This is a genomic window from Streptomyces sp. NPDC001889, assembly GCF_053594535.1.
This window is the reverse complement of the sequence record NZ_JBSFER010000012.1, coordinates 24,764-36,774: the sequence shown is the minus strand read 5'-3', so window position 1 is coordinate 36,774 and position 12,011 is coordinate 24,764. Positions and strand designations below refer to the sequence as shown.

General features: G+C 75.0%; 12 protein-coding genes. 6 read left to right on the top strand and 6 right to left on the bottom strand.

Going from position 1 to position 12,011, the window contains the following annotated elements; translation table 11 throughout:
• The first annotated feature begins 71 nt into the window (after nucleotides 1-71).
• The 5 genes from ACWCRA_RS15375 (at nucleotide 72) to ACWCRA_RS15355 (ending at nucleotide 4,042) form a co-directional block, all read left to right on the top strand.
• Nucleotides 72-986 carry an ABC transporter ATP-binding protein gene (locus tag ACWCRA_RS15375; RefSeq protein ID WP_451067818.1) on the top strand — a complete coding sequence of 305 codons (915 nt, stop codon included), beginning with the start codon at nucleotides 72-74 and terminating at the stop codon, nucleotides 984-986.
• A gap of 11 nt (nucleotides 987-997) precedes the next feature.
• On the top strand, nucleotides 998-1,810 hold the full coding sequence (locus ACWCRA_RS15370; protein ID WP_451067817.1) for an ABC transporter permease: 813 nt from the start codon (nucleotides 998-1,000) through the stop codon (nucleotides 1,808-1,810).
• 10 nt (nucleotides 1,811-1,820) lie between these two features.
• Nucleotides 1,821-2,261: a GNAT family N-acetyltransferase gene (locus tag ACWCRA_RS15365; RefSeq protein WP_351555787.1), complete on the top strand. Its 441-nt coding sequence runs from the start codon at nucleotides 1,821-1,823 to the stop codon at nucleotides 2,259-2,261.
• A 320-nt stretch (nucleotides 2,262-2,581) separates the two neighbouring features.
• Complete coding sequence (locus ACWCRA_RS15360) at nucleotides 2,582-3,832, top strand: cytochrome P450 (RefSeq protein WP_451067816.1); 1,251 nt, start codon at nucleotides 2,582-2,584, stop codon at nucleotides 3,830-3,832.
• Between the two features lie 3 nt (nucleotides 3,833-3,835).
• Nucleotides 3,836-4,042, top strand: coding sequence for a ferredoxin (locus ACWCRA_RS15355; RefSeq protein WP_451067815.1), 207 nt, complete (start codon nucleotides 3,836-3,838; stop codon nucleotides 4,040-4,042).
• A gap of 24 nt (nucleotides 4,043-4,066) precedes the next feature.
• On the opposite strand, the gene ACWCRA_RS15350 is transcribed toward ACWCRA_RS15355, so the two are convergent.
• Genes ACWCRA_RS15350 through ACWCRA_RS15335 form a run of 4 tightly spaced genes read right to left on the bottom strand, consistent with a single transcriptional unit; the run spans nucleotide 4,067 to nucleotide 6,969 of the window.
• Nucleotides 4,067-5,287 (bottom strand): NAD(P)/FAD-dependent oxidoreductase, encoded by a 1,221-nt coding sequence (locus ACWCRA_RS15350; protein WP_351555796.1) that lies wholly within the window; start codon nucleotides 5,285-5,287, stop codon nucleotides 4,067-4,069.
• On the bottom strand, nucleotides 5,284-5,487 hold the full coding sequence (locus ACWCRA_RS15345) for a ferredoxin (RefSeq protein ID WP_351555799.1): 204 nt from the start codon (nucleotides 5,485-5,487) through the stop codon (nucleotides 5,284-5,286). The genes ACWCRA_RS15350 and ACWCRA_RS15345 overlap by 4 nt, the downstream gene beginning before the upstream one ends.
• A gap of 50 nt (nucleotides 5,488-5,537) precedes the next feature.
• A complete protein-coding gene (locus ACWCRA_RS15340) occupies nucleotides 5,538-6,467 on the bottom strand; it encodes a pyridoxamine 5'-phosphate oxidase family protein (RefSeq protein ID WP_351555802.1) in 930 nt (309 codons plus the stop codon).
• A 46-nt stretch (nucleotides 6,468-6,513) separates the two neighbouring features.
• Nucleotides 6,514-6,969 carry a VOC family protein gene (locus ACWCRA_RS15335; protein ID WP_351555805.1) on the bottom strand — a complete coding sequence of 152 codons (456 nt, stop codon included), beginning with the start codon at nucleotides 6,967-6,969 and terminating at the stop codon, nucleotides 6,514-6,516.
• 165 nt (nucleotides 6,970-7,134) lie between these two features.
• On the opposite strand from ACWCRA_RS15335, the gene ACWCRA_RS15330 reads away from it, so the two are divergent.
• Nucleotides 7,135-7,773: a CGNR zinc finger domain-containing protein gene (locus ACWCRA_RS15330; protein ID WP_451067814.1), complete on the top strand. Its 639-nt coding sequence runs from the start codon at nucleotides 7,135-7,137 to the stop codon at nucleotides 7,771-7,773.
• A gap of 280 nt (nucleotides 7,774-8,053) precedes the next feature.
• Here the strand turns inward: ACWCRA_RS15330 and ACWCRA_RS15325 are convergent, their stop codons facing one another.
• Complete coding sequence (locus ACWCRA_RS15325; protein ID WP_451067813.1) at nucleotides 8,054-9,829, bottom strand: AMP-binding protein; 1,776 nt, start codon at nucleotides 9,827-9,829, stop codon at nucleotides 8,054-8,056.
• Nucleotides 9,826-11,892, bottom strand: a complete 2,067-nt coding sequence (locus tag ACWCRA_RS15320; RefSeq protein ID WP_451067812.1) for an FAD/NAD(P)-binding protein — start codon at nucleotides 11,890-11,892, stop codon at nucleotides 9,826-9,828. Before ACWCRA_RS15320 ends, ACWCRA_RS15325 begins: the two co-directional genes overlap by 4 nt.
• Nucleotides 11,893-12,011: the final 119 nt, after the last annotated feature.

The window sequence follows — 12,011 nt, the reverse complement described above, 5'->3', positions numbered from 1 at the left end:
GCACCTCCTGCCAGGGGATGTCATACGGCGGCCCGATGCGCCGCGCGTCCGCCCGCCCGAGCATGGCGGCCATGATCGAAGTCAATCGGCTGACCAAACGGTACGGGCGGACCTCCGCCGTCGACGGGCTGTCCTTCCGGGCCCGGCCGGGCAGGGTGACCGGGTTCCTCGGCCCCAACGGGGCGGGCAAGTCCACCACCATGCGGGTCGTTCTCGGGCTCGACGTCCCCACGTCGGGCGGGGCCACCGTCGACGGCACCCCCTACGCGGCGCTGGACCGCCCGATGACCCGGGTGGGCGCGCTGCTGGACGCGAGCGCGGTGCACGGAGGCCGGAGCGCGGTCGCCCATCTGCGCTGGCTCGCCCGGACCCACCGCATCGGCAGGGCCAGGGTCGACGCCGTTCTCGGCCGGACCGGGCTCGCCGACGTGGCGTCCAGGAAGATCCGCACCTTCTCGCTGGGGATGCGGCAGCGCCTGGGCATCGCCGCCGCCCTGCTCGGCGATCCGGGTGTGCTGATCTTCGACGAGCCGGTGAACGGGCTCGACCCCGACGGTGTCCGCTGGTTCCGCGAGCAGATGCGGGCCCTGGCCGGCGAGGGCCGCACCGTCCTGGTCTCCAGCCATCTGATGAGCGAGATGGAGCTGACCGCCGACCGTCTGGTCGTCATCGGGCGCGGACGGCTGATCGCCGACACCTCGGTCACCGAGCTGACCGAGCGCTTCGGCAAGGGCGTCCTCGTCCGGTCCCCGCGCGCGGCGGAGCTGGCGACCGTCCTGGAGAACGCGGGGGCGGGGGTGGTGCGGGAGCCGGGGAGCGACCGGCTGACCGTGACGCGGATGGAGGTCTCCGGCATCGGCGACCTGGCCGCCGCGCACCGGATCGCCGTGTGGGAGGTGACCCCGCGCACCGCGTCCCTGGAGGAGGCGTACATGGAGCTGACCGCGGGCGCCGCCGATCACCGTGCGCCGGAGGCGGCGCGATGAGCCCGGCCCCGGTGAGCGGGACCCGCGCGAGCGGGACCGCCGATGTGTTCGCGGCCGAGTGGCTGAAGCTGCGCACCGTACGCTCCACGGCCCATCTGCTCGGCACGGTGGCCGTCGCCGTGGCCCTGGCCTGTGTGCTCGCGGCCTCGATCGCGGGCACCTGGGACGGGCTCTCCGGCGCGGAGCGGGAAGGGGTGGCCCTCTCGCCGCTCGAACCGCTGGTGGCGGTGGTCGCCCAGATCGCGCTGGCGGTGCTGGGCACGCTGACGATCACCTCGGAGTACGCCACCGGGATGATCCGGACCACGGTCGTCGCGGTCCCCGGCCGGGTGCGGCTGCTCGGCGCCAAGGCCGGGGTCGTCGGGGTCACCGGTCTGGCCGCCGGGCTGGCCGGTGTGTTCACGACCTCCTGGCTCACCCGGGCGATCGTCGGTGACCGGCCCGTCCCCTTCTTCTCCGACGAGTCGTCCCACACCCCGGGCCTGCTGTTCGCCCTGAGCGCCTCGGTGATGGCGCTCGCCCTGCTGGGCCTCGGTCTCGGTGCGCTGCTCCGCTCCACGACCGGGGCGGTGGTGACCGTGGTCGTGCTGCTGTACGTGGGGCCGCTGCTCACCCAGCATCTGCCGGGCCCCTGGGGCGACCGGGTCACCTCCCTGCTGCCGGGGAGCCTCCCCGGCCAGCTCGCGGGCACCGGCAACGACGACAGCGTCTACGGCGCGGTGCTGCCGCCGTGGGCCGCCGCCGCCGTGCTCTGTCTGTACGCCCTGCTGCCCCTGGCCGTCGCGGCGGTACGGATGCGGGGGCGGGACATCGCCGGACGCTAATGTGTAAGGCATGAATAGGAATAGTGACTCTTACCGTCGGGATGGCGACCCCTATGAACTCCGGGTGGGCGTCCCGGCGGTCGAGCTGTACGGGCGGCTGCGCGGCGCCGCCGGTCTCACCGTCTGGCCGGTCGAGGCGGCGGTGATCGGGCTGCCCGCCACCTGGCACGGCGTCACCGTGCACCACGGCGGCGAGACGGTCGGGATGGGGCGGATCGTCGGGGACGGGGGGTGCTTCTTCCAGGTCGTCGACATCTGCGTCCTCCCGGAGCACCAGGGCCGCGGCCTGGGTAAACGGATCATGGCCGAGCTGACCGGGGAGCTGGAGCGGCGGGCCCCCGCCGGGGCGTATGTCTCGCTCATCGCCGACGGGGAGGCCCGCCGGCTGTACGCGCGGTACGGCTTCACGGAGACCGCGCCCGCGTCGGTGGGGATGCACCGGAGGGTGTGACGCTCCGTCAGCGGGGTTGCCGTGGTGCTACGTTGGCACCACTTGGGCTTGTGGTGGCGCTAGTGTGATGCCATAGTGGCGCTATGGATCTCCCCCGCCCGGTGGCGCCACCCCGGGCCCCCGGCGGCTTCCGGCCGCGGCTGCCACCGCCCGCCGGGCCCGGCCCGCCCGGGCGGTCGCTTCCGGCCCGCCGGGGCCCGGTCACCGGCGCCGCCCGCGACCCCGGGGGCGATCCGTCACCGGCCTATCACCGGCCCTGCGGACCGCCCCCGTTGACCGGCCCGCGGGCCGCGCCCACCATTCCCGTACAGGAGGACACCATGCGTCAGGAACCCCGCACCGCCGCCCCCGCCGCCGGGGAGAACCCCGCGTTACCCGACGACGAGCCGGTCACCCTTCCGGCCGACCGGACCGAGGGCTGCCCCTTCGATCCGCCCGCCGCGCTGGCCCGGCTGCGCGAGGAGCAGCCGCTGCGCCGGCTGCGCTACGACGACGGACACGTGGGCTGGCTGGGCACCGGGCACGCCACCGTCCGGGCGATACTCGCCGACCCCCGCTTCAGCTCACGGCTCGAACTGATGCACAACCCGTTCCCGGGGCTCGCGGTCGGTGAGCTGCCCGCGGCGCCGATCGGCGACCTCACCGGCGTCGACCCGCCCGAGCACACCCGCTACCGGCGCCTGCTCGCGGGCAAGTTCACGGTCCGCCGGATGCGGGCGCTCACCGAGCGGGTCGAGGAGATCACCGCCGAACATCTCGACGCCATGGAGCGCCACGGCCCCGGGCTCGATCTGGTGGGGATGTACGCGCACCCCATTCCGGCGCTGATGATCTGCGAACTGCTGGGTGTTCCCCCGTCCGAGCGGGACGAGTTCAAGCGTCTCGCCGCCGAGGTGAGCGGCACCGGCGCGACCATCGACGAGATGATGACCGCGTTCGCCGCGCTGACGGAGTACGTCCGGGAACTGGTCGCGGCAAAGCGCGCCCACCCCACCGACGACCTGCTCAGCGATCTCACCACCACCGACCTGACCGAGGAGGAACTCGCCGGTATCGGCGGCTTCCTGCTCGCCGCCGGGCTCGACACCACCGCCAATATGCTCGCGCTCGGCACCTTCGCCCTGTTGAGCAACCCCGCCCAGGCCGCCGCCCTGCGCGCCGATCCCGGTCTCGCTGAGACGGCCGTCGAGGAGCTGATGCGCTATCTGAGCATCGCCCACACCGGGGTGCGCGCGGCCCTGGAGGATGTCGAGATCGACGGCCGGCTGATCAGGGCGGGCGAGTCCGTCACCATCGCGCTGGGCGCCGCCAACCGCGACCCGGAGCGCTTCCCCGACCCCGACACCCTCGATGTGCGGCGCCGGGCCACCGGCCATCTGGCCTTCGGCCACGGCATCCACCAGTGCCTGGGGCAGCAACTGGCCCGGGTCGAGATGCGGGTGGCCTTCCCCGCCCTCCTCACCCGCTTCCCGGGGCTGCGCCTCGCCGTCCCGCCGGAGGAGGTGCCGCTGCGCGGCGGCCCGGGGCTGTACGGGGTGCAGCGGCTCCCCGTCACCTGGGACGAGGAGTAGGCGATGGGGCTCGCCGTCGACCGCGAGCGGTGTGTCGGCGCGGGGATGTGCGCGCTGACCGCCCCCGAGGTGTTCGACCAGGACGACGAGGACGGCCGGGTGCTCCTCCTGGACCCCGCCCCGCCCACCGCCCGTCTCGGCGCGGTCCGTCTCGCCGCGGGCTCCTGCCCCGCCGGGGCGATCCTCCTCCCGGACATCACCTCTCGATAGCCCGGCAGGGGGCCGGACGGCCGGTCAGACCGGCACCGGTGACTGCCCGGCGGTGTGCCGGAGCCGCTCCCGGTAGCCGGCGAGGCGGCTGGTGCGGCCGATGGTCAGCGCGCCGATCAGCCGGCCGTGGCGGTGGTAGGCGATCTCCAGCCGCCGTGCCCCCTCGTCGAGTTCGAGGACCTCGGTGGTGTCCGCGAGCGCGGGCAGCCCCACCGAGCGGAGCCGGGTGCCGTGCAGATCCGACCAGAAGGACGGGATGCTGTCGAACGGCTGCGGACGCTCCGGCTGGAGGAGGGTGCGGGCCGCGGCCTCGCCCTGTTCGGCGGCGTTGGTCCAGTGGCCGAGCAGCAGCGGGGTGCCCCCGGCGAGCGCGTACGGCGCCCGGACCACATCGCCCGCCGCCACCACGTCGGGGACGACGCTCCCGTCGGGGCGGAGCGCGCGGAGATACGGGTCGCAGCGCAGCCCGGCGCCGGTGTCGAGCCCCGAGTCCGCGAGCCAGCCGGTGGCGGGCTCGGCACCGAGCGCCAGTACCGCCGTCTCGGCCGGGAGCCGGGAGCCGTCGGAGAGCGTGACCCCGGTGAGCCGGCCCTCCCGGGAGGTGAACGCGGTGACCGTGGTGCGGGTCCGCAGATCGATCCCCGCCGCCCGGTGCAGACCGGCCACGAACGCCCCGCCCTCGGCGCCGATCGGCCCCGCCAGGGGCTGCGCCGCCGCCTCCACCAGGGTGACCTCGGCGCCTCGCGCGCGCGCGGCGGCGGCGATCTCGCCGCCGAGGAACCCGGCGCCGACGACCACCACGGGCCGGCCGGGGAGCAGCCGCTCCCGCAGCCGCGCCGCGTCGTCCCGGCCGCGCAGGGTCAGCACCCCGGCCGGTGGCCGGGGAAAGGCCTCGGGCCAGGCGCGGGCCGTCGCCCCGGTGGCGATCAGCACCCCGTCGTACGGAATCCGGGTGCCGTCGGCGAGGGTGACGGTGTGCGCGTCCGGGTCGAGCCCGGTGGCGGGCCGGCCCAGCAGCCACCGCGCGTCCAGCGCCGCCGGCAGCGGCAGCGCGGTGTCGGGGGGCTGCTCGGCGTCGGAGGTGAGCACCGCCTTGGAGAGCGGCGGACGGTCGTACGGGAGGTGCTCCTCGGCGCCGATCAGGGTCAGACCGCCGGTGAATCCCTGGCCGCGCAGGGCCTCGGCCGCCCGCAGCCCGGCGAGGGATGCGCCCACGATCACCAGGTGCTCGCGGACCGGGCTCACCGGACGGCCGGGGCTGCGGAGAGGGTGATGGCGCGGACCGGGCACGCGGACGCGGCCTTCTCGACCTTGTCGCGCAGGGCCTCGGGTGCTGTGGCCTCGTGCACGAGGTAGTCGTCGTCGTCGAACGAGAACACCTCGGGCGCCGCGAAGACGCACTGCCCGTGGCTCTCGCAGACCTTCATGTCCACGGTGATCTGCATGGGGTGCTCCGGTGGGAGGGTGCGGATGGGTGCCGCCCGGCGGCGGGGCTTCAGCGCACCGGGGGGTTGAAGCGGGAGTACGCGGGGTCGCTCCAGCGCAGCGGGGAGGCGGCGGAGATCTCCCGTACCGCCTCGACGGAGAACTCGACCAGGCGCTGGGCGCCCGGGACGCGGGCGGTCTCCTCCGGGTCCCACACGGTGTGCGCCGTGCCGGACAGATGGAGGGTGGAGCCGGTCGCCCAGTCGGGCAGGACGATCCCGGCGGCCGGGTTCAGCGCCAGATTGCCCAGCGTCAGGAACATGGCGTTGCCCGTGTAGTCGGGCCAGCGCAGCCGCGTGGGGGACAGCACCTCGACGAAGCCGGGGTTGCCGCCCCGGTGGGAGGCGTCGGTGTCCCCCCGGTCCGACGCGGTGGCGATGAAGAAGGTGTCCGCCGCGCGGACGGCGCGCCGCTGGGCCTCGTCGAGCGCGTCGCTGTCGGTCACGGTGCGCGCTCCGGCGCCGCCGCCGGCCGGGCCGGCGGTGTGCGGGGCCCTTTTCTGGATGTACTTGGGGCAGTTGGCGATGACCTGGTCGAGGTCGACCCTCAGTCCGTCGCCGTCCCGGACCGCCCGGCCGTTGATCCGCATTCTGCGCCGGGTCGCGGGCTCGATGGCGATCATGCCGAGCGGTACGGCCCCGCCGGCCGGCCCGGCCCCGGTCAGCAGGTGCGCCAGGGGGTCCTCGGGGATGGGCAGGGTGCCGATGGTGAGGACCCGGGGCGTGGCCGCCCGGAGGAATCCGGGCGGCCCCGTCAGCTGTGTGGCCCAGATGCGGCCCGTGGTGTCGGTGCCCCCGACAACGATCATCGGCTGTTCGGCGAGGAATGCCGCGGCGATCTCGGGGATGGCGTCGTTGATGGCGCCGAGCGAGGACTTCGCGTGGTCGAGGAGGCCCGCGCGGTCCTGTACGGCTGCCTCGCCCCGGTGGTAGTCGGCCACGGCATTCCCTTCCGGTCGTGCGCTGTGATGTCTCTCGCGCTGCTGTCTAGAAGAAGCCGCAGGTCGGCGCGCCCGGGGTGGGGGCGTCGGCCGGGTCGGCGCCGGTGGGCGCGTAGATCTCCAGCCGGATGCCGTCGGGGTCGGTGAAGAAGATCCCGCCGGAGGTGCCGGCCTCGCCGTGCGGAACCACTCCGTCGTAGGTGAACTCCGCGCCGAGGCCGCGCAGCACCTCGGCCGTGGCGTTGACCGCCTCGATGGACTCCACCTGGAAGGAGAGGTGGTGCAGACCGGGGGCGTCGGTGCGGAAGGCGCCCTCGCTCTGCTGCCAGAGGGTGACGAGGAGCTGGTTGTCGCGGCCCAGGAAGGCCCAGCGCCGGCCCTCCTCCTTGCCCTCGGCGATCACCCCGAAGTCGAAGACCTCGCGGTAGAAGGCGAGCGAGCGGTCCAGGTCCGTGACGTTCAGCCCGACGTGACCGGTCTGCAGGGTTGTGGCCTTGCTCATCTTCGTCCCATGCCCTCCGTAGGGGTTACGGGACATCCCCGTAACCGGTGAAAATGACTTTAGGGGTTAGGTAGCGGGAGCGCAACCGGTAATCTTGTTGTGACCGGTTAGTGTGGATAGAGGGGAGCGCGAGACACGCGACTTCCCGCCAAGGAAGGACGTTCCGTGCCGCGACCCTTTGAGGCGGACCCCCGTCCGCTGACCGGCGAGCCGCTCGCCATTGACCTGCTCAACACCCGCTGGATCGACGCCACGGGCCCGCATGACCTGCTGGATTCCCTTGAGGGGCTGACGATCTGGCTGGCCGGCGACGCCGCGGGCGAGGCCCTGCGCGACCATCGGATTCCAGCCGATGAGCACACCCTGCGGTATCTGCTGGAAGCGCGCACGGCACTCGAAACCCTCATCACGGCCACCCCGCCCTACCGAGCCGAGGCGGTCGCCGCGCTCAACGCCGTCCTGGCGCACGGGGCCGTCCGGCACACCCTCGGCCCGGAGGGCCCCGAGATCGGCGTCGAGCTGGACGAGCCGTCCTGGCGGCCCGCCTGGACCGCCGCCGACAACTACCTGGGGCTGCTCGCCGACCGCCCCGCGCGCATCCGCCCCTGCGCCAACCCCCAGTGCGTGCTGCACTTCTACGACGTCTCCAAGAACGGCACCCGGCGCTGGTGCTCCATGGCGGGCTGCGGCAACCGCGCCAAGGCACTGCGGCACTACGCCCGGCACCTCCAGGACGGGGAGAAGGGCGCGGCGGACCGGGAGGGCCGGGACGCGCCGGCGAAGAGCCCCGCCGCGCGGGACTGACACGGCGGCCCGGGGAGAACGCGCCTCTCCCCGGGCCGCCCCGGCCCGGCACCGGCCGCTCCGGCCCGGCACCGGCCGCTCCGGCCCGGCACCGGCCGCTCCGGCCCGGCACCGGACCGGCCCCGGGCCGTGCCCGCGGAGTCCCGTCCGGCCGCGACGCCCGGCGGCACCCGCGCGCGCCGCGCCGCCGGAATCGCCCCCCGGCGTCCCGCACGGGAACCCTCCGCCGCGCGACCGCGCCCACCGGACACCGCGAGCCCCGCCCCGAGGGCGGACGGCGCTACCGCCCGGACACGGCCCGGCGCTCCGTACCCGCCCCGCCGCTCCCGCCGCTCCCGTCGATCCGGTGGAGCGTGCCGCCGCCCCCCGCCGCCGACCGGTCCCGCAGCTCCGCGCGCCGCACCTTCCCCGAGGTCGTGCGGGGCAGGACATCGGTGAACTCCACCGCCCGCACCCACTTCTCCGGCGGCAGCTCCGTCCGCACCAGGTCGAAGACCAGCCGCGCCGTCTCCGCCTCCGCCTCCGCGTCCGCCGGACGGCCGGAGCCGGCCACGATGTACGCCTTCGGCGCCCACAGGCCCACCGGATCGGGGATCGGCACCACCGCCGCGTCGGCCACCGCCGGATGGCTCAGCAGCACCTCCTCCAGTTCGCGCGGCGAGATGCGGTGGTCGAAGGCCTTGAACATGTCATCGGCGCGCGCCACATGGGTGAGGCTGCCGTCCGGGGCCCGTACCGCCAGATCCCCCGAGTGGTAGTACCCGCCCGCGAACGCCTTCTCCGTGCGCTCCGGATCGCCGACGTACCCCCGCATCAGCCCCAGCGGGCGCGGGTCCAGCGGGAGACAGATCTCGCCCGGCTCGCCGTCCGGCACCTCCCGGCCCGTCACCGGGTCGAGCAGCACCACGCGGTACCCCGGCAGGGGCACCCCCATGCTGCCCGGACGCGGGGCGCGGCCCGGCGGATTGCCGATCTGGCCGGTGGTCTCGGTCTGGCCGAACCCGTCCCGCAGATCGATCCCCCACCGCTCCCGCACCAGCTCCACCAGCGAGGGCTCCAGCGGCTCCCCGGCGGCGACCGCCTCCCGCAGCGCCGGCGGGGCCTCGCCGAGACCGTGCGCGGCCAGGCCCCGCCAGACCGTCGGCGGCGCGCAGAAGGTGGAGACCGCCCGGGTGCGCAGCACCTCCAGCACGCGTTCCGGGGTGCTGTCGGCGGCGTCCAGCGCCACCACCGTCGCCTCCGCGTTCCACGGCACGAAGAACGAGCTCCAGGCGTGCTTGGCCCAGCCGGGGGCCGAGATGTTGAGATGGACGTCCCCGGGGGTGACCCCGTTCCAGTACATCCCCGAGAGATGGCCCACCGGGTAGCTGACATGGGTGTGCTCGACCATCTTCGGCTGCGAGGTCGTGCCCGAGGTGAAGTAGCGGAACAGCGGATCGCCGGCGGCGGTCGGCCCGTCGGGCTCGAAGCCCTCCGGCGCCCCCGCGCTCTCGGCGTACGACCGCCAGCCCCCGGGAACACCGTCTCCGGCCCCGCCGCCCACGGCGATGCCCGACCAGCCGCCCGGCACCCCCGCGAACCGCCCGGTGAGTCCGGCCTCCGCCACGACATGGCGCACCCCGCCCCGGCGCAGCCGGTCGGCCAGCTCGGCGGGGGTCGCCGTGGTGTACGTGGGGATGACGATCGCGCCGAGCTTCATGGCGGCGAGCAGGGTCTCCCACACCTCCGCGCGGTTGCCGAGCATCACCAGCAGCGGATCGCCCCGGCGCACCCCCGCCGACCGCAGCCAGCCGGCGACCCGGTCGGAGCGCCGGGCCAGCTCGGCGAAGGTGAGCACCCGGTCGCTCCCGGGGCCGCCCGCGCCGATCAGCCGCAGCGCCGGCTGGTCGGGCCGGGCGGCGGCGACGGTGTCGAACCAGTCGAGCGCCCAGTTGAACTCGGTCAGCTCCGGCCAGCGGAACCCCTCGGTGGCCTTGACCGCGTCGGTGCGGTGCAGCAGCAGCAGATCACGGGCGGCGCGGAACCGCGCGACGGCCCGGGAGCGGGACGCGCTCATGCCGCTTCCCCCTGCCCGGCGGCCGGACCGGAACCGGAACCCGGGGCGACGAGCACCGGCTCCCCGGCCGGCCGGACGGCCTCCACCGGCTCCCCGGCCGACCGGACCGGACGCCCGGCCTCCGTGACCGGGTGCGCGGCGCCGGCGACCGGGCGCAGCGCGTCGCCCGCGATGGCGTCGGCGTCCCGGTAGAAGAGCGTGCCCACCCCGGGGCGGCTGCTGCCCACTTGGGTGAACCAGCGGGTGTGCTCGGTGGGGATGCCCAGCGCGTACAGATCCGGCTGCGGCGCGCCGTCGGCGGACACCACATGGAACGGCGCCCCGGTGACATCGAGACCGCCGGTGACATATCCCGTGCCGCCGCCCGGCCCCGGGATGACATACGAGCGGGCCATGCCCTCCTCGATGAGCTGCCGGGTCAGCGGCGAGGTGTCGCGGTGCAGATCGGGCGTGGGGATACGGGCGTCGATGAGGGTGCGCACCCGCCGCGCCGACCCGTCGACCTGCGGCGAGACGATACGGAAGGCACCAGCCCGCTCATCGGTCTCGAAGCGGGTGGCGGGCCCGGCGACCTCCACAACGCCCTGCCGTATCAGCGCCCGCAGCTGCTGGACCCGGGACATCGGGGGCCCCGCCGACAGCAGGGCGTTGACCGGCAGGAACCTCCCGTGGAAGAAGCCGGTGTGCGACTCGGGCAGCAGCCCGCCGTAGTCGACGGCCTCGCGCACCACATTGCGGATGTCCCGCAGCACGTCCAGCGCGGCCTTCAGCGGACCGTCGGACGTGCCCAGCGCGGCGGCGGCGAGATCCTCGTCCATCACCTCCAGCAGCCGCGCCCGGAAGTCCTCCGGGGAGGTGAAGCGGCCCCGGGCGAACGGCCGGGCCAGCGCGTCGAGATCGACCGGCGGCCCCGCCGGGAGCCCGGCCGCCACCCGTAGACCGCCCGGGTCGCCGCCGGCGCGGAGCACCCGCGCGTGCGCCTCGCCGAACGCGGCGGCGGCGGCCTCGCCGGACCGGTTCCGCACCTCCGTCACGCAGTGGACGTGCTCCACCTCCTTCAGCAGCAGCGGCAGCACGTCCTCGGCGAAGTCGAGCTGACCGCTGCCGCTCGCGGCCCGGCGCGCGGCGCGCGCGGCGGCCAGCGCCTCGCGGGTGAGGAACAGGGCGCGGTGGCTGAACGAGGGCGCCTTCTGGTTGCGGCCCCGGGCGGGGATCGGCAGCCCGCTGCGGGAACCGGCGACGATCCGCGGCTCGCGCCCGCTGGGGAGGTAGACGAGCGTGCCGTCCGGGCCGTCGCGGAAGGCGCCGCCGCGGCCCGCGGTGAGCGAGAGCATCACATCGTAGAAGGAGAGCCCGAGCCCCCGGATGCCGACCGCGCTGCCCGCCGGGACGGTCTCCTCGTCCAGCTCCATGTCGGCCGCCGAGTCCCCGCAGAGATAGCGGGTGCCGGGGTTGCGGGCGGCGAAGCCGAGCATCTCGCGCTCGAAGGCGTCCGGGGCGTTCAGCGGATGGCCGGTGGCCAGCACCACCCGGTCGGCCTCCAGCAGATGGGGCGCGGTGTCGATGGAGAGCAGATAGCGGCCGTCCGGTCCGGGGCGCAGCGCGGTGAGCCGGCCGCGGACGGAGGCGAGTTCGACATGGGCCGGGAGCGAGCGCGCGATCGTCGCGTACACATCGGCGAGGTACTGGCCGTAGCGGACGCGCGGCGCGTAGTCGTCGGGGCCGAGCAGCTCCTCCCCGGCCGCCGCGCGCTCCTCGATCCACTGGCCGAGCGAGGGTCCCGCGCCGGGCCGCGCGGGGCCCTCGTCCCGGTCGCCCGAGTACATGGTGACCTGGCTGACCACGGTGTTCATGGTGAACCAGGGGTCCTGGTCGGTGCGCCAGACCCGGCCGGCGCCGACCTCGGTGGCGTCGATGAGATGGACGCGCACCGGGCGGGGGTCGGGGTGCCCGGCCTCGGCGGTGGTACGGACGGCCAGTCGTTCGAGTACGGAGATGCCGCGGGGGCCGCTGCCGACGATCGCGACGACGAGCGGGCGCGCATCGGACGAGTATCCGGACACAGTTCTTCCTTGGTGGTTGGGGGAGACGCGGAAACGGCGGAGCCCGCCGGGAGATGCCGGAGGCCGCGGCCGGCGCGCCGGCCACGGGATCGGACGGCCGGCGCGGTGGCGGCGGGGCC

What these genes read in the sequence shown, in the direction of transcription:
- ACWCRA_RS15375 (WP_451067818.1), top strand. Translation starts at nt 72, where the DNA reads ATGATCGAAGTCAATCGGCTGACCAAACGGTACGGGCGGACCTCCGCC.
- ACWCRA_RS15365 (WP_351555787.1), top strand. Translation starts at nt 1,821, where the DNA reads ATGAATAGGAATAGTGACTCTTACCGTCGGGATGGCGACCCCTATGAA.
- ACWCRA_RS15360 (WP_451067816.1), top strand. Translation starts at nt 2,582, where the DNA reads ATGCGTCAGGAACCCCGCACCGCCGCCCCCGCCGCCGGGGAGAACCCC.
- ACWCRA_RS15355 (WP_451067815.1), top strand. Translation starts at nt 3,836, where the DNA reads ATGGGGCTCGCCGTCGACCGCGAGCGGTGTGTCGGCGCGGGGATGTGC.
- ACWCRA_RS15345 (WP_351555799.1), bottom strand. Translation starts at nt 5,487, where the DNA reads ATGCAGATCACCGTGGACATGAAGGTCTGCGAGAGCCACGGGCAGTGC.
- ACWCRA_RS15335 (WP_351555805.1), bottom strand. Translation starts at nt 6,969, where the DNA reads ATGAGCAAGGCCACAACCCTGCAGACCGGTCACGTCGGGCTGAACGTC.
- ACWCRA_RS15325 (WP_451067813.1), bottom strand. Translation starts at nt 9,829, where the DNA reads ATGAGCGCGTCCCGCTCCCGGGCCGTCGCGCGGTTCCGCGCCGCCCGT.